This is a genomic window from Gottfriedia sp. NPDC057948, assembly GCF_042887255.1.
Classification (GTDB): domain Bacteria; phylum Bacillota; class Bacilli; order Bacillales; family Bacillaceae_G; genus Gottfriedia.
Window position 1 is genome coordinate 92,138 of record NZ_JBHVPN010000017.1, and the last position, 16,471, is coordinate 108,608.

Here is a 16,471-nt window from a genome sequence, read left to right on the forward strand (position 1 = left end):
AATGACAGTCAAAATTGAAACACAAAGAGAACAAATTGTGAAAAGTATTGAGGAATCGAAGGAAGTTTATCTTGAAATTAGCCACAAAATTCATGAGAAACCTGAAATTGGCAATCAAGAATTTTTTGCATCAGAAACACATACTAAAATTCTAGTAGAAGCTGGATTCGATGTCTCACGTAATATTGCAGGACATGAAACAGGCTTTGTAGCAAGGAAAAAGTCGTCTAAGCAAGGCCCAACCATCGCTTTTTTAGCAGAATACGATGCACTACCTGGTCTTGGTCATGCATGCGGACATAATATTATTGGAACAACAAGTGTGGCAGCAGGAATCGCTCTTGCTGAAGTCATCTCAGAAACTGGAGGAGAGGTTGTTATATTTGGAACACCTGCAGAAGAGGGTGGACCAAATGGAAGTGCAAAGGGGAGTTTCGTAAAAAATGGATTACTTGAAGGTGTTGATGCAGCTCTTATGCTCCACCCAAGTGGTAAAACAGGTTTGTCGAGTCCATCGTTGGCAGTAGATCCATTAGACTTCCATTTTTATGGAAGAGCAGCTCATGCTGCTGGGTCACCAGAACATGGCATCAATGCCTTAGATGCAGTAATCCAATTATTCAATGGCATTAATGCCCTTCGTCAGCAGCTTTCTAGTGATGTTCGCATACACGGAATTATCACTCATGGAGGCGATGCACCAAATATTATTCCGGATTATGCCTCAGCAAGATTCTTCATCCGTGCTAGTACTTGGAAACGTGCGGAGGAAGTATCTACTAAGATTCGTAATATTGCCGAAGGAGCAGCACTTGCAACTGGTAGTACAGTGAAAATTGAAAGATTCCAAAATGAAGTCCATGATTTTATTATCAATCAATCTCTTGATGAGATTGTAGGTGAAGAACTAAGCCTATTGGGTGAAGTATTGAATGGCAAAAGCGGCGGGCTTGGATCTACTGATGCCGGAAATGTAAGCCATGTTGTTCCGACTTCTCACGCATATATTAAAATTGGACCTGATGATTTAATTGCTCATACAAATGAATTCCGTGAAGCTGCGAGATCGCCACTTGGTGATCATGCTCTAGTAACGGGTGCAAAAGCATTAGCTCTAACGGGCTATCGTTTAATAACTGATAAAAACCTTTTGGAAAAAGTTCAAAATGAATTTCAACAAACAGAAAAATAGTTAGATTGAACGGTCAGAAAGATGGACGGAATTACCATCTTTTTGACCGTTTTATTTTTGAAAGCTCAATTATTTGTTCTATTTATATAGTAGCCTTCTGTTAAATTCTCCTTCCGTTAATTCCATAGTAAAAAATATAGGTTTACATTACCCTATTTCAGTTTTTATCAAAACGTAATCCCAATTTTACTAAATCTTAAATTTTAAAGATTAAACTAAAACTTAGAAATGTTTTCTACAAGTTAATCACTCTATAAATCTTTGATAGGGGTAATTTAATATGGCTTCTTTAAGTAAAGTGAAAGATTTATCAGATGATAGTGTTAAATATGCACAACAGCATCTAGCAAACGAAAGGACATATTTAGCATGGCTGCGAACTGCAATCTCAATTACTGGTGTAGGATTTTTAACAACTTCACTACACTTTACAATTAAAATTAGTGATAACCAGTTCATCAATACATTAGCAATTTTTCTTGGTATATATGCATGTGTTGTTGGTTTAATTTCTGGAGTATTAGCTACTATTCAGTACAGTAAAAAGCGGAAAGAAATTCAAAATGGAAAATTTATACCTGCTCATAATTCAATTATTCTTGTATCAATTCTATTTTCTTTTTTACTATTCATGATTGTGCTGTATTTGTCTTTATTATTATTTAATTAAACGTGAATAGTTTCAGTATTTACGCTGTTTTTTTATAGGGATATTTTTATAAAAAACGAATATTACATAAAGTGGACACTAAAATGAATGGAGTGATTGATATTTTTTATCCTGAGTCTCGGTTTGAATCGATTAATGGAATGGAGCTTCATTTTACGGAATGGGGAGAAAGAAAAAATCCAACAGTTGTTTGCTGGCATGGTTTAACTAGGAATGGTAGGGATTTTGATATTTTAGCTCGTCATTTAGCTAAGGATTACCATGTAATTTGTCCAGATACGATTGGGCGAGGATTAAGTCAATGGAGTACTTCTCCTGAGCAAGATTACTGTTTTGAAAACTATGTAAAACTAGCGATTGGTTTATTAGACCGTTTAGAAATTGAACAAGTTCGTTGGGTAGGGACTTCGATGGGTGGAGCAATTGGAATGCGACTTGCTGGTACGCCGAAACATTTAAATCGAATTTCTCATTTAGTCTTAAATGATATCGGGGCAGGAGCGTCAGATAACCAACCACAAGATATTGAAGGAATTAAAAGAATTATTAGCTATGTTGGTACGCCACCTCAATTTAAAACATTTACTGAATTGAAGAATTACTATAAGTTAATTTATCATTCATTTGGTGTTTCGAGCGAAGAAGAATGGAATGATTTTACGCAAAATTCTTGCCGTAGAAGAGATGAAGGTGGAATTGGTCCAGATTATGATCCTAAAATTGCATTACAATTTCAACATACTGAGGATTTAACCTTGTGGAATTACTGGGAATCTATTCAGTCCAAGATTTTACTCATTCGAGGAGAAGTTTCGGACGTCTTGCCACTTGATGTAGCATTAAAAATGAAGGAAACGCAGAATTTTCAAATGGAAACAATACCTAAAGTTGGTCATGCACCTGCTTTAAATACAAATGAGCAAATCTCATTTATTGATAAATTTTTAAAAGAAGTCTAGATTTTACTATTTTAAATTTTGGGTTGTTCTTTTGTCGAGTTAACTAACTAAGGAGCGGCCTTTTTTATTGAAAATATAATTGATGAACTAGGGGGGATCATACCTGTACTATATATTTGTAGTTAATATCTTTGCCCTTTTTTATAAATATTAAGTAGATTTTTCCAATATAGAAAGAATAAGGTTATACTTGCAGGTTTTCCGTTTGTGAATAGCCAATATTGTACAATTTTCAATTCATAATACCTTAACTGGTACGGAGAATGTTTCATCTTAATTGCAGTTTTGCTATTTTTATTTGCGATTTTCGAATTTTAATTGCAGTCCATTTACGTTTACAGAAAAGAGACAGTAAAAAAAGATTGAACAAATGTCATTCAAACATCTGTTCAATCTTTTTTGGTTCAATTTATTATTTAAAGAATGTTGCCCAAAGTAAATATACATTTAATACTGCGATAACTGAAGCAATTGTCCAAGCGACTGATTTAAGCCAGGTTTTATTAGCAAATTTACCCATTTTCTTAGGATCACTTGTGAACATGACTAGTGGTATAACTGCGAAAGATAACTGTAAAGATAAGATTACCTGACTTAGTATTAATAAATCCGCAGTTCCGTTTGCTCCGTAAAAATATGTTACGATTAGAGCTGGTGTAACGGCAATTAAACGAGTAATCATTCTTCTTATCCAAGGTTTTAGCTTAATATTTAAAAAGCCTTCCATTACAATTTGACCAGCTAGAGTACCTGTTAAAGTAGAATTTTGACCAGAAGCCAATAATGCCAATCCGAAAAATGTACTTGCTAAAGTCGTTCCTAGTAATGGAGTAAGAAGCTGGAATGCATCTTCAATTGATGCAACGTTTGTATGACCCGATTTGTAGAAAGTAGAAGCAGCTAATATTAAGATCGCTGCGTTTACAAATAATGCAATCATTAATGCAACTGTTGAGTCAATTGTCGCAAATTTAATTGCTTCTTTTTTACCAGCATCAGATTGTTCAATCTTTCTAGTCTGAACGATTGAAGAATGAAGATACAAGTTATGAGGCATAACAGTTGCCCCTAAAATTCCTAAAGAAATATAAAGCATTTTTGGATCTGTAATAACTTGAGAACTTGGAATAAATCCACCAAATACAGCTTTTACGTCTGGTTGAGACATAATCAATTCAAAAACAAAACTACCAGTAATTAATATAATTAATGCAATAACAAAAGCCTCGATATACCTAAATCCTTTATTTTGTAAAAGTAAAACAATGAAAATATCTAAAGTTGTCAAACAAATTCCATAAAACAACGGAATGCCAAATAATAGATTTAAAGCGATGGCTGATCCGATTAATTCAGCTAAGTCACATGCGGCAATTGCGGCTTCACAAAGCACCCAAAGTATAAATGATACAGGTTTACTGAAGTGGTCTCGACATGCCTGAGCTAAATCTCTACCGGTAACGATACCTAATTTAGCAGCTAATGATTGAAGAATGATGGCCATAAGATTAGAAATTAAAATAACAGATAATAAATTATAATTAAAAGCAGATCCACCTGCTATTGAAGTTGCCCAGTTTCCAGGGTCCATATATCCAACTGCAACTAAATATCCTGGGCCAGCAAATGCTAGAAACTTACGGAAATTACTAGCTTTCTTTGGAACAGATAATGAACGATGAACCTCTTGCAAACTAGGTTGTGAATGTTCTTTTCTCCATCCAGCTTCTTTATATATGACTTTTTCTTGTGATTCTTGTGACATGTTTCCCACCACCTGTTTTATTGTACACATCAAATAGTTTTTCCCTAGGGAAAGTTTTTTAAATTATATGCTGATTTTAACACAATAGTTCCCAAATGTAATAAAAAATTTTTGATAACTTCGTAAATTTTTAGTAAACAGAAAATATACGTAGAATATTTACCTTTTCTTTGTTTCTGCTTTTTTACTATTTCTTATGCAATTCATTCAGATTGTTCAGTTTTTTTGTATGTTGAAGTTAATTATCAAGTTAATTATTTTCAAGTCTGATATACTAGTCTGAAAATTCTGTTTTGTGGGTGCTTATAAAAAAATAATCTATTTGGGAGAGAGATCTATGAAGTTTGTATTAATATTCGGGCCTCAAGCTGTAGGAAAAATGACTGTAGGGCATGAACTAGAAAAAATAACAGATTTAAAATTGTTTCATAATCACATGACAATTGACTTGGTTAGTAATTTTTTTGATTACGGAACAAAGGAAGGGAGTCGACTAGTTAATTTATTTCGAAATGAAATATTTGAAGAGGTGTCAAAAAGTAACTTATATGGAATTATTTTTACATATGTGTGGGCTCTAGATCATAAATTTGATTGGGATTATGTTGAGAAAGTTTGTACCATATTTGAGTCAAAAGGGGCAACAACCTATTTTGTTGAACTTGAAGCAGAACTTGACGTGCGACTTGCACGAAATAAAACACCGCACAGATTAGAACATAAGCCAACAAAAAGAGATATTGAATGGTCTGAAAATAATTTAATGAAGACAATGGAAAAATTTAGATTAAATTCAATAGAAGGGGAAATTCAGAAGGAAAATTATCTAAAAATAAATAACACAAATATGAGTGCAGAAGAAGTAGCTAAATTAATAAAAGAAAGATTTGCTTTGTAAGTAATAGATTCACACTTAAATTTCAGTATTTTTTACTGATAGGTTCTTAAGGAGAATAGCTTACTCAAAATCAAAAAGATAAAACAAGCTTTAGTGGAAATCAAGCACACTCTTCACCTTATACGAAAGTTTATTAAATAATAGACAAGATTGTTTTTCAACAACGTGAAAAACCACCTAATCAAATTTAGGTGGTTTTGTTTTTTATTAGTTGCTGTTAGGATCAGTGTCGTCGTGGTATGTACTTCCACTAGTTTGAGCATTAAATGTCCAATCAACTTTTAACTTGTCGCCTTGGAATTGATTTTGATCTTGTCCATTATCAACAAACTCGAATAATACGAAAATCTTTTCTTTTTGTCCTGCTGCAATGCCGTCTGGATCTTTTGTACTACCTACAAATTGAGTAATTGCTGTTAAATCAGGAGTTTGATTTTGTAGGTCATATAATGTTGTATCAACAACCTCGTTTGTAGCACTGCTAGTGTTATACATAATTGTTACTTTAATATTTTTAGCTAAATCTTCAGTGTTATTATTTTTTACGTCTTCAATTTGATATTTTGTGTTTAATAAAACTTTATTAATATTTAAAGTTCCATTGTTTTCTAACGTAAATTCACGATATACTTCATCACCAGGTTTTAAATTGCTAATGTTTACAACAGCATTAGGGTTCATACCTAAGTCTAATGTACCTGCTGCAAATGTATTATCAGTTTTAATTGTATCGCTGAAATACGCAAAAGTACCTCCACTAATTAATGATAGACCGACTGCTCCACTCATTACAACTTGACCAATTCTCTTAGTAAAACTCATTTCATTTCCCCCTTAAGGTTTATTTATTAAACTCTTAAGCTTTTATTTTGTACTTAAGAGATCTAACCAACTTCATCCTGCAGTTTTTTGTTCAAACTCTTTTCTTAATTGGAATAAATTGCGTAGCGCTGAAAGAGTTAAAAGGATACCTGGAACAATTAACAATAGCGCTGATCCAGCTTTTGAGCTTACAAAATTTAATGCATAACCAACATATGGAATCGTGAAATTCGAATATTTTCCTACAATATTTTGAGGGTACACAGTCCATAAGTCTTGGGCATTATTGTTATCACCCTTCGTTTTATATGAAATTTCACCATTTTTATGATGAACAGCTGCTATTCTATGAGTAATTAGCTTATTGTCCATGTGAAAGGTAACAATATCGCCTTTTTGATAAGACGAAGGATTTGCACCTAGCTTAACTGCAATAATTGAACCTGTATGAAAAGTTGGTTCCATCGATCCAGATAAAACAGCTTTTAATTGATAGCCTAAAATGGTAGAATCGCCACCTGTAAACCTGGAAGATATAACAATAAAAGCTAAGAAACACAAGAGGACAATAGAAATACTTTTAAAAATATTACCTACAATTGATAAAATTTTCTTCAACATGAGATATCACCTATTCGTTTTGAGTTGTATTTACTGAATTATTAGAAATTTGATTTGAGATTGTATCCGTATTGGTCTCATCAGAATCTTGGCTCAGAACTGAATCTGTATTGGTCTCATCAGAATCTTGGCTCAGAACTGAATCTGTATTGGTATGATCAGAATCCTGGTTCGGAATTGAATCTGTATGAGAATTATTAGAATCCCGGCTCTGAATTGAATATGTATCAGAGTTATTAGAATTCTGGCTCGGAATTGAATATGTATCAGAATGATTAGAACTTTGGCCCTGAGCAGAATCAGTAGCATTTTTAGGCTCACTAGTATCGTTATTAATCATTTCTCTACTTTCACCTAGTTTGGTTTGAATTGTAGATTTAATGGACGCTATCTTTTGAAGATTAATTGTTTCATTTAATTGCTGGATTAGTTGATTAACAACCTGGTAGCCTTTTCTCTCATATTCATAGTTACTTTGTTCAGTTTCAGAAAGTTCATGAATTTGATTGTGATAAGAGTTCAACTGCTCTTGAATACTTTGTAAACTCTTAATCTCATTATTTAATTCTTGTTCCTCATTAAGAACAGTAGTAAGTAAACTTGACAATTCAGAGCAATTACCATTAATTGATGTCTGTAGGATCGTCTTATATAAATGATTAGCTCTTGTTGAATGATCTTTTGCAGCTATTTCTAATTGTTGGATTGTTTTAGGAAACACGATTGCTGCTGAAACGACTTGTTCTGTAGATACTTGACTAGAAAAGGTTGCCTCCGTTTGACCAACTGTTTGCATTACCAAGTAAAATTGAATAGAACATAAACTGACGATGATGGAGACTTTTTTTCTTGCTTGTTTCAAATTTTCACTCCTTTGCAAAAGCCCTGTTGAAATTCATTATTGCTCAGTTGTCGGAAAATTGAAACCGGGTTATTTTTGAGCCGATTATTGGTAGTATTTTGTCATAAATAGTCGATTTTAAGGCGAAAAGCTTAAAAAACAGCTCGAAAAGAACCCGGGTTTGACATATTGATTTAATTTTGAATTTTCTCAATAATGAAAATTGCAGTAGCAACAAAATTAAATAAGGGGTGAAAGTTTTGAGATTGAAAAAAGAGAAAAGAATGAGAAGAAAAGCAATTCCAGCAGTAATGGCGTTAACCGTAGCATTTGGAGGAGGTTTAACAACTTTACCTTCATTTGTAAATGTAAAAGCAAGTGCAGCAACAGTTGAACAAGCTTTAAGTAAGGATGAAATTGTAAAAGCTTTTCTTAATTCAAAAGTAGAAGGTCTTGCAAGATCAGGTTCCGCATGGGAACAATTTAAAGTTATTAGTGAACAAGCTGACAGCACGACAAATACTTACCATGTCAGAACAGTTGAACAGTACAAAGGAATTCCAATTTATGGATCTGGACAAGCTGTTGCACTAGACGCAAATAACACTGTATACGCATCATTTGGTAATATAACTCAAAAATTATCACGTACAATTATTCCAACTGAAGCGGTTATCTCTAAGGAAGATGCAGAGGCAACTGCTAAGGAGAGTATCGAATCTCAAATTGGCACTGTTAAAAATTATGATGGAATTGATACTGAATTAACAATTTACCCACATAATGGAAAGTATTATTTAACATATTTAGTTAAGGCTTCAACTTCTGTGCCAGCACCTGGTTACTTCCATTACTTTGTGGATGCAACTAATGGAGAAATAATCGACAGCTTTGATGCAATTGACAACTTAGCTGACCCAGCAAAACTTACTGTAGCGGTTGGAAGAGGGTTGGACGTATTTGGCAAAATGCAGTCGTTCCCTGTAGGAAAAGACACTACAACTGGAACTAGCTATTTATATGGTGGATCAATTGCTGGCGGTACTACAACGTCACCAAATATCGTGCCACTTGCAACTTTCGATGCTCATCGTATGGGTGAAACTCCATTTATTCTTCTTTCAGCACTATTAGGATTTACAGGATTTGAAATAGAAACAAAAAGTTCGACTAATTTCTTCTATGATCCTGCAGGGGTTTCAGCTCATATGAATTCAGATAAGGTAAACAAGTATTATCAAACTGTTCACAAGCGTAACAGTTTAGATAATAAAGGAATGACGTTAATCAGCACGGTTCATATCGGATCAAAATGGAATAATGCAGCTTGGAACGGAAAGCAAATGCTATACGGAGATGGTGATGGAATTGTTCTTGGTTCTTTAGCAGGCGGATTAGATGTAACAGGTCACGAAATGACTCATGGTGTAATATCAAATACTGCAAACCTTACGTATCAAGGTGAGTCTGGTGCAATTAATGAATCATTGGCAGATATCTTCGGAGCATTAGCTGAAATGAACGCTGCAGGTGCTACATCTCCATCTGATTGGGAGATGGGTGAAGATATATACACTCCTACAAAAGATGGTGATGGAGGACTACGTTCGTTAAGCAATCCAAAATCTAAGTCACTTAGTCCTATTTATGGTTTAAAGGATAATAAATATCCAGATAATTACGCGGATCGTTATTTAGGTACGGAAGATAAAGGTGGCGTACACATTAACAGTAGTATCAACAATAAAGCTGCATATTTAATCGCTGAAGGTGGCACACATAACGGTATAACAGTTACTAAACTGCAGCGTACAGTAGCAGAGAAAATCTATTACCGTGCATTAACAATGTATTTAACGCCTTCTTCTGGATTTAAAGAAATGCGAGAAGCTGCAATTCAAGCAGCTCGTGATTTATATCCAGATAGCAAAACTACTGGTCAACCATCAACACAAACAAAAGCAGTCATGGATGCATATACTGCCGTAGGTGTTCAATAATAAATAAACTTAAAAACCATGAACATTTGTCTGTTCATGGTTTTCTTATAATCTATTAACTTTTACCTATTAATCAATAAGATTAGTATTAAATTACTATTTTTTATTATTGATTTTTTATTAGAATAACTTAATAATTTGTGTGTATAGCATGATGGAAACTATGTTGAATTATTGTATATTTAGTATAAGTTTTAGGATAGGAGGAGCAATCAATGATCGAAGGAGAAGTTATAAAATTTTATCGTACGAAAGCCGGGCTAACACAAGAAGAACTTGGAAAAGGAATCTGCTCTTCAAAGCACGTTGGAAAAATTGAAAGAGGGAATACTTCCTACTCATCTGAGATTATTACCTTGTTTTCTGAACGATTACAAATTGATATTCGAAAAGAAATTGCGAACTTTGAAAATCTTGAAAATAAACTACTAAACTGGCATACGACAATTATTAAAGTAAGAATGAAGGAAGTTGATTTATATAAAAAAGAGCTAGAAAAAAGCCCTTTTATTAATTCGCCAAAATATGATGCTTTGTATCAATTGCTACTAGCAAGATATTATCTCTTAAAGAACGACTATAAAAACACTTATACAATAATTCTAAGTATACAAAGAAACTATAAAGATCTACCTCCTTTTGAAAGAAATCTCCTTTTGCATGTAATAGGAATTTATTATTTAAATAATTACAATAATTCAAGTACAGAGAATCATCATAAAGCAATACAAACTTTAAAGAAGATTGATCTAAACGAATACGGAAATCCAGAATACTACTATCATTTAGCTGTTGCATATGCATGGGTTGATTCTAAGGTAATGGCTTATGTATACGCAGAAAAAGCGCTTAAATATTTTAAAGATACAAGTAATTATTTACGTGCCATAAATGCTGAATCAATTATGCTTTTACAATCAAGCAACGATGGGCACTTAGACTTTAAAAAATTGAAACAATCATATAAAAACCTGATTCATGATAGTGAAACGCTCAATGCGCCAGATAAAACGGGTATGTTATTAAATAACTTTGCTTTAGAATATTTTAAAAGAAAAGATTATGAAAAAGCGCAAAAATATTATAAAGCAGCATTACAATTGGAGAAAAAGCCATCGGTAATTTATCTTCAACGACTTAATAATTATCTTAGAAGTTCATTTGAAGGTAAATTAATGCGCAAATCTGCTTTATTAAATAGTGCTCAAAAAGGTCTAACAATCGCGAATGATTTAAAGAATCAACATTATCAAATTCTATTCACTTTACTGATCTGTTTGATTGAAAATAATACGAAAGAGTATATACAGTACATAGAAAAAACAGCTTTTCCATACTTTAAGTCACGCAATCATACTATTTTTATGAAACGATATGGTAAGGAGTTGTATGATTATTATGTGAAAGAAAAAGAGTTTGAGAAGGCAGTTGAAATGTCTAACTTCTTAATAGGTGTTATTAAAATACATAACTAAAGGACTGTTGTAGGACAGTTCTTTTATTTTATATTTTTTCAGATTAAAAAAGGAGTTTGACGAATAAAGTTGCACGTAAATAAAATGATCAATAATGATTAAAATTGCCACTAAATTTAATTGGAAACTAATATTAAAAAAAGTTCCATAAAGGAACTTTTTTTAAAAATTACTATGTTGAAATAATAATATCGGAAATAGGGACAAATATTACTATTTCTAACTATGATTGACTCTTTTCGAAATGGTTGTTGTTTATAAACCGATCATTTTTAAATCACACAGTAAAGAAAGAAGCTGGTTGGAAACAAGGTGTGGGGTTTCTGTAGGGCAATCAGAAAAGTGGAAATTTGAGATGTCTCCCGATTTTATTCAACTAGACATCTCCTTAAAGAGCAACAAGATTTACGAAAACAGCCATTTTAAACTACATATTAATAGTATGTCTAAAATACAAAAATGCATGGGGGACAAACTATATTACAGAAATTTTTTTTTCATGTTATAATACATCCTTATTTTAAGCCAATGAAAAATAGTAAAAGGATATTAATATTAAAATATGATATGATTTTTTAAATAATTGCACTAAATTCAAAGAATGGGGATAAATTATGATTCGAATTTTAATTGTGGATGATGATTCTCATATAAGAGAGTTATTGAAAATGTATTTACAAACTGAAGGCTACACGACATTTGAAGCAGCTAACGGAGACGAAGCTTCTGCATTGCTTGAGCAACAACAAATTAATTTAGCGATTATAGATATAATGATGCCAGGAAAAGATGGGTACCAACTTTGTGAAGAAATAAGAGAGTATTATGATTTTCCCGTTATATTGTTAACTGCAAAAAGCGAGCTTTCTGATAAAGAAAAAGGTTTTGCAGTAGGCACGGATGACTATTTGACCAAACCATTTGAACCAAAAGAAATACTATTTCGGATTAAGGCACTGTTAAGAAGATACAATATGATTAGTGCTCAAAAAATAAAACTGAACGAAACCGTTATCGATCGAAAAAGTTATGAAGTTTACTGTAATGGAAAGTTACTTATGCTTCCAATGAAGGAATTTGAATTATTGTCTCAATTGGCAAGTTATCCGGATCGAATTTTTACACGTGATGAGCTGATCCAATTAATTTGGGGTGCTGATTTTGAAGGTGATGATCGAACAATAAATGTTCATATTAAACGTTTACGTGAAAGGTTTTCTAGTTTAACGAATGACTTTAGTATAAAAACCGTTCGCGGTGTTGGTTATAAATTGGAGGTCAACAGAAAGTGAAAACTTTATACATAAGAATTGTTCTGACAATCCTCGGTGTAATGATTTGTAGCAGTTTATTGGCTTTCTTTCTTTCAAATGTGTATTACCACTATAATCTAAAGCCTTATAATGATAAAAAATTAACTAAAATGGCTTTAGACGTTGGTACTTTTTATGAAGAAAATAATGATATCGAATTAAGCAATTACTTAAAAAGTATTAGTAAATTGGGATATCAAATTTTATTAGTCGATCAACAAGGAAATCAATCCTTTTATGGTGGTTCTTTTAGAGAAAAAAAACTAGATCGGAAAGTGATTGATTCTGTTTTAAACGGGAAGGTCTACCATGGTATTGCCGAATTTCCAACATCATTATTTGTGACTGGTTTTTTTGATAATACATTAAGTAATACAGTCGGTGTTCCTTTAAAATCGACTACTAATCATTTAGCGCTTTTTATGCGTCCAAATGTGCAGCTTCAATTTGGTGAATTGCGTATACTCTTTTCCATTCTCCTCTTACTGACAATTGTATTAAGTATCGTATTCGTTCTAGTTAGTACAAGATATATTGTAAAACCTATTATTAAATTAACTGAAGCAACTAAAAAAATTGCAGAAGGGAAATATAATGTTCAATTGCAAATTAAACGACAAGATGAAATAGGAAAACTTGCTAATCACTTTTCGCACATGTCACAAAGATTAGGACAAATTGAAGCGATGCGTCAGGAGTTTGTTTCAAATGTATCTCATGAAATTCAATCACCACTTGCATCAATTCAAGGTTTTTCGCAGTCACTACAAACTGAAAAATTAACCGAAGAGCAAAAGAATCATTACTTATCAATAATAGAGGAAGAAAGTAAAAGAATGTCCTTGTTAAGTAAACAATTATTAACGTTAGCTGCCTTAGATAAGGAAGAAAGTATATTGCAAAAAACAACTTTTGATGTTGCCGAGCAAATTAAACAAGTAGTTTTTACAACTGAATGGAGTTGGAGAAACAAAGAGTTAGCCATTGATTTGGAATTACCACAAACTTTTGTGTATGCTGATAAGAATCTACTGCATCAAGTTTGGACAAACCTAATGACGAATAGCATTAAATTTAATCATGAAGGTGGATCAATCTCAATAAAACTGAGTAGTAATGAAGAGACTGTTCAAATTGAATTTCAAGATACTGGAATTGGTATTTCCGAAAAGGATTTACAGCAAATATTTAATCGATTTTTTATTGCTGATAAAGCACGAAATCGAAAGGAATCCAGTAGTGGCTTAGGTTTAGCGATTGTTAAACAAATCATTGAATTACATAATGGGCATATAGAAGTAAGTAGTAAAGTAAGCGAAGGAACTAAATTTCATCTAACCATACCTAATATTAAAGAGTTCTGATTTAAAATTGTAATCGACTGTTCACCTGTTGTTCATCTAACATTCCTATACTTTAAATTACAGAGAGTGATTCTACTTTTTACACTCTTTAAAATTTAGTATGTTAAAGGAGATGAATGACAGGTGTTTCTTGCATTAAGGGAATTTAAACACGCAAAATTACGTTTTTTATTAATTAGTCTAATCATGATCCTTATATCATTCCTAGTATTATTCGTTTCAGGATTGGCGAAAGGATTATCTTTTGATAATGCTTCTTCTATTGATAGCATGGCCTCAAATTATTTTGTATTACAAAAAGAATCGGGTAAACAAATTAATCATTCAATGTTAAAGGAAAATCAAATAAATGAAGTTCAGAACTTGGTTGATGAGAAAAATTCCACTACTTTAGGAGTTCAAATGACTACGTTTCTAAAGGATGGAACATCTAAAAAAATTGATGCTACCTTATTTGGAATTGATGTGAATGGTTTAGCTACTCCAAAGGTAATTGAAGGAGAAATGATTAATAATTCAACAAAGAATGAAGTGGTAGGAGATATTTCTTTAAAAGAAAAAGGAATCAAGCTTGGGGACAATATTTCAGATCAGATCTCGGGTAAAGAATTTAAAGTTGTTGGATTTACCGAGAATCAATCATATAGTCACGCACCGGTTATCCATATGAATTACAAAGAGTGGTCAATGGTCAATAGTAAGAATTCATTTAATACAATTGTGTTAAAAACAAACGAAAGTACTGCAAAAAAGATAAGTGAAAAAGTCTCAGGAGTAGAAGTAATTAATAAAAATCAAGCATTAAAAGGCATACCTGGTTATAAAGAAGAGCAGGGCTCTTTACTAATGATGATTGTTTTTCTATTCTTTATCGGAGCTTTTGTGCTAGCTGTCTTTTTCTATATCATTACGATTCAAAAAATTAATCAATTTGGCGTGCTAAAAGCAATAGGTTCAAAAACTAGTTATTTAGCTAAAAATATTATTTTTCAAGTTTTAACACTTACACTATTAAGTCTAATGATCAGTATTTCAATCACATTTGGATTATCTAAAGTATTACCAGCTAGCTTACCTTTTGTATTTGATGCTCAGTTAATCATCGGAAGTTCATTATTATTCCTATTTGTAGCAATAGTTGGCTCGTTAATATCTTTATTAAAAGTAGTAAAAATAGATGCGATTGAAGCAATAGGGAGGGCTTTTTAATGAGTAATAAACTAGTACTTGATAATATTAGCAAAACATATAATGACGGAGATTCTTTAGCAACAACAGTATTAGATCAAGTTTCCATTCAAGTAAAAGCTGGTGAACTAGTAGCAGTTGTAGGTCCGTCTGGCTCAGGGAAAAGCACCTTCCTTTCAATAGCAGGAGCATTATTATCTCCGACTAGTGGGAAAATTTTAATAGATGATATTGAAATAAGTAATCTTCCAGCAAATAAACTGAATGAATTTAGATTATCTAAAATCGGATTTATTTTTCAAATGTCTAATTTAATCCCATATTTAACAGTTAAAGATCAGCTTCTATTAATTGCAGAATTAGCTGGAATAAAAACCAAAGTTGCCGAGAAGAAAGCAAACGAATTACTTGAACAATTAGGATTATCAAAGAGGATGAGAAACTATCCAGAAAATTTATCAGGTGGAGAGAGACAACGAGTAGCCATTGCACGAGCACTAATGAATGATCCAGAAGTAATCTTTGCGGATGAACCTACAGCTAGTCTCGATTCTGAAAGAGGAAGAGCTGTTGTTGAAATGCTATCTAAAGAAGTGAAGCAAAGGCAAAAAGCTGCGATAATGGTTACTCATGATAAAAGGATGTTAGATTTGTGTGACCGTGTTGTTTATATTGAAAATGGAAAACTTACTGAACAGGTTTAAGGAAGAAAGAACCCGTTTTAATTAACGGGTTCTTTTAGATTGTTTATGAGTAAGTAATTTAGAACAATGAGCCATTTTAGAAACCCGGAGTATGGAATATATTCTGAATAAACAAAAGAACCCGTTCAAATTAAAATGTACCCTATAGAGTAGACACTTAAAAAAAGTGCCCTCTATAGGGTACTTTTGTTTATAATTAGAAAAAATGGGATCGGGGAATTTTTAAATGAGTAATAAAACATTTACTGATAAAGAAATTAATCTACTTTCTAAAAACCAAAATGTAAAGTCAGTTAGTTCAAAAGGAATCACCTACACTGATGAGTTTAAGCGTATTTTTATTTCGGAAAATGAAAAAGGGAAGTTAGCGAGAGAAATATTTGAAGAGTGCGGATTTGATATTGAAGTGATTGGAATGAGGCGCGTTAAATCTGCTAGTAACAGATGGCGTACTGCGTTTAAAGAGAACGGTGAACTGGGTCTTCGTGACACGCGATCGACTAATTCGGGAAGAAATCTAGAAAGAGAGCTAACTTTGGAGGAAAAGAACGCTCGTTTAGAAGTAGAAATTAATCTACTTAAAGCTGAAAATGAATTATTAAAAAAGATTCGTTTCTTAGAGGGGAGGATGAAGTAGTCGTTATTTCTCCTAGCCAAAA

General features: G+C 32.6%; 14 protein-coding genes and 1 pseudogene. 11 read left to right on the plus strand and 4 right to left on the minus strand.

All coding sequences use genetic code 11. The features are described 5' to 3' along the window. Position 1: 1 nt before the first annotated feature. The 3 genes from ACFVRR_RS20015 (at position 2) to ACFVRR_RS20025 (ending at position 2,821) form a co-directional block, all read left to right on the plus strand. The gene (locus ACFVRR_RS20015; RefSeq protein WP_387332069.1) at positions 2–1,192 is read left to right on the plus strand and encodes a M20 family metallopeptidase; all 1,191 of its coding nucleotides are present in this window, start codon (positions 2–4) and stop codon (positions 1,190–1,192) included. Positions 1,193–1,472: 280 nt separating this feature from the next. Continuing rightward, positions 1,473–1,862 carry a YidH family protein gene (locus ACFVRR_RS20020; RefSeq protein WP_387332071.1) on the plus strand — a complete coding sequence of 130 codons (390 nt, stop codon included), beginning with the start codon at positions 1,473–1,475 and terminating at the stop codon, positions 1,860–1,862. 83 nt (positions 1,863–1,945) lie between these two features. Continuing rightward, positions 1,946–2,821 carry an alpha/beta fold hydrolase gene (locus ACFVRR_RS20025; protein ID WP_387332073.1) on the plus strand — a complete coding sequence of 292 codons (876 nt, stop codon included), beginning with the start codon at positions 1,946–1,948 and terminating at the stop codon, positions 2,819–2,821. Between the two features lie 412 nt (positions 2,822–3,233). Here the strand turns inward: ACFVRR_RS20025 and ACFVRR_RS20030 are convergent, their stop codons facing one another. After that, a complete protein-coding gene (locus tag ACFVRR_RS20030; RefSeq protein WP_387332075.1) occupies positions 3,234–4,586 on the minus strand; it encodes an Nramp family divalent metal transporter in 1,353 nt (450 codons plus the stop codon). Positions 4,587–4,923: 337 nt separating this feature from the next. Here ACFVRR_RS20030 and ACFVRR_RS20035 point away from each other — a divergent pair, with 337 nt between their 5' ends. Then, positions 4,924–5,484 (plus strand): DEAD/DEAH box helicase family protein, encoded by a 561-nt coding sequence (locus ACFVRR_RS20035; RefSeq protein ID WP_387332077.1) that lies wholly within the window; start codon positions 4,924–4,926, stop codon positions 5,482–5,484. A gap of 207 nt (positions 5,485–5,691) precedes the next feature. On the opposite strand, the gene ACFVRR_RS20040 is transcribed toward ACFVRR_RS20035, so the two are convergent. The 3 genes from ACFVRR_RS20040 to ACFVRR_RS20050 all read right to left on the minus strand — a co-directional run bounded on the left by ACFVRR_RS20040 (position 5,692) and on the right by ACFVRR_RS20050 (position 7,789). Further along, positions 5,692–6,306 (minus strand): TasA family protein, encoded by a 615-nt coding sequence (locus tag ACFVRR_RS20040; protein WP_387332079.1) that lies wholly within the window; start codon positions 6,304–6,306, stop codon positions 5,692–5,694. Positions 6,307–6,378: 72 nt separating this feature from the next. Then, positions 6,379–6,927, minus strand: a complete 549-nt coding sequence (gene sipW, locus ACFVRR_RS20045; RefSeq protein ID WP_335447761.1) for a signal peptidase I SipW — start codon at positions 6,925–6,927, stop codon at positions 6,379–6,381. A gap of 10 nt (positions 6,928–6,937) precedes the next feature. Then, positions 6,938–7,789, minus strand: coding sequence for a DUF4047 domain-containing protein (locus ACFVRR_RS20050; RefSeq protein ID WP_387332082.1), 852 nt, complete (start codon positions 7,787–7,789; stop codon positions 6,938–6,940). A gap of 263 nt (positions 7,790–8,052) precedes the next feature. Between ACFVRR_RS20050 and ACFVRR_RS20055 the strand changes: the two genes are divergently transcribed. The 7 genes and pseudogenes from ACFVRR_RS20055 to ACFVRR_RS20085 all read left to right on the plus strand — a co-directional run. Then, complete coding sequence (locus ACFVRR_RS20055; RefSeq protein ID WP_387332099.1) at positions 8,053–9,768, plus strand: M4 family metallopeptidase; 1,716 nt, start codon at positions 8,053–8,055, stop codon at positions 9,766–9,768. Between the two features lie 215 nt (positions 9,769–9,983). Next, positions 9,984–11,243 (plus strand): helix-turn-helix domain-containing protein, encoded by a 1,260-nt coding sequence (locus tag ACFVRR_RS20060; RefSeq protein ID WP_387332084.1) that lies wholly within the window; start codon positions 9,984–9,986, stop codon positions 11,241–11,243. Between the two features lie 614 nt (positions 11,244–11,857). Further along, positions 11,858–12,535, plus strand: a complete 678-nt coding sequence (locus ACFVRR_RS20065; protein ID WP_387332086.1) for a response regulator transcription factor — start codon at positions 11,858–11,860, stop codon at positions 12,533–12,535. Continuing rightward, positions 12,532–13,920 (plus strand): sensor histidine kinase, encoded by a 1,389-nt coding sequence (locus tag ACFVRR_RS20070; protein WP_387332087.1) that lies wholly within the window; start codon positions 12,532–12,534, stop codon positions 13,918–13,920. The genes ACFVRR_RS20065 and ACFVRR_RS20070 overlap by 4 nt, the downstream gene beginning before the upstream one ends. 123 nt (positions 13,921–14,043) lie before the next feature. Next, positions 14,044–15,129, plus strand: coding sequence for an ABC transporter permease (locus ACFVRR_RS20075; protein ID WP_387332089.1), 1,086 nt, complete (start codon positions 14,044–14,046; stop codon positions 15,127–15,129). Beyond that, positions 15,129–15,812: an ABC transporter ATP-binding protein gene (locus ACFVRR_RS20080; RefSeq protein ID WP_387332091.1), complete on the plus strand. Its 684-nt coding sequence runs from the start codon at positions 15,129–15,131 to the stop codon at positions 15,810–15,812. The genes ACFVRR_RS20075 and ACFVRR_RS20080 overlap by 1 nt, the downstream gene beginning before the upstream one ends. A gap of 226 nt (positions 15,813–16,038) precedes the next feature. After that, positions 16,039–16,422: pseudogene (locus tag ACFVRR_RS20085) on the plus strand (HTH domain-containing protein); the annotation flags it as partial. Between the last annotated feature and the right edge of the window lie 49 nt (positions 16,423–16,471).

Excerpts from the sequence above, each read along its gene's own strand:
- ACFVRR_RS20015 (WP_387332069.1), top strand. The coding sequence starts at position 2 with ATGACAGTCAAAATTGAAACACAAAGAGAACAAATTGTGAAAAGTATT.
- ACFVRR_RS20020 (WP_387332071.1), top strand. The coding sequence starts at position 1,473 with ATGGCTTCTTTAAGTAAAGTGAAAGATTTATCAGATGATAGTGTTAAA.
- ACFVRR_RS20025 (WP_387332073.1), top strand. The coding sequence starts at position 1,946 with ATGAATGGAGTGATTGATATTTTTTATCCTGAGTCTCGGTTTGAATCG.
- ACFVRR_RS20030 (WP_387332075.1), bottom strand. The coding sequence starts at position 4,586 with ATGTCACAAGAATCACAAGAAAAAGTCATATATAAAGAAGCTGGATGG.
- ACFVRR_RS20035 (WP_387332077.1), top strand. The coding sequence starts at position 4,924 with ATGAAGTTTGTATTAATATTCGGGCCTCAAGCTGTAGGAAAAATGACT.
- ACFVRR_RS20040 (WP_387332079.1), bottom strand. The coding sequence starts at position 6,306 with ATGAGTTTTACTAAGAGAATTGGTCAAGTTGTAATGAGTGGAGCAGTC.
- sipW (WP_335447761.1), bottom strand. The coding sequence starts at position 6,927 with ATGTTGAAGAAAATTTTATCAATTGTAGGTAATATTTTTAAAAGTATT.
- ACFVRR_RS20055 (WP_387332099.1), top strand. The coding sequence starts at position 8,053 with ATGAGAAGAAAAGCAATTCCAGCAGTAATGGCGTTAACCGTAGCATTT.
- ACFVRR_RS20060 (WP_387332084.1), top strand. The coding sequence starts at position 9,984 with ATGATCGAAGGAGAAGTTATAAAATTTTATCGTACGAAAGCCGGGCTA.
- ACFVRR_RS20065 (WP_387332086.1), top strand. The coding sequence starts at position 11,858 with ATGATTCGAATTTTAATTGTGGATGATGATTCTCATATAAGAGAGTTA.
- ACFVRR_RS20080 (WP_387332091.1), top strand. The coding sequence starts at position 15,129 with ATGAGTAATAAACTAGTACTTGATAATATTAGCAAAACATATAATGAC.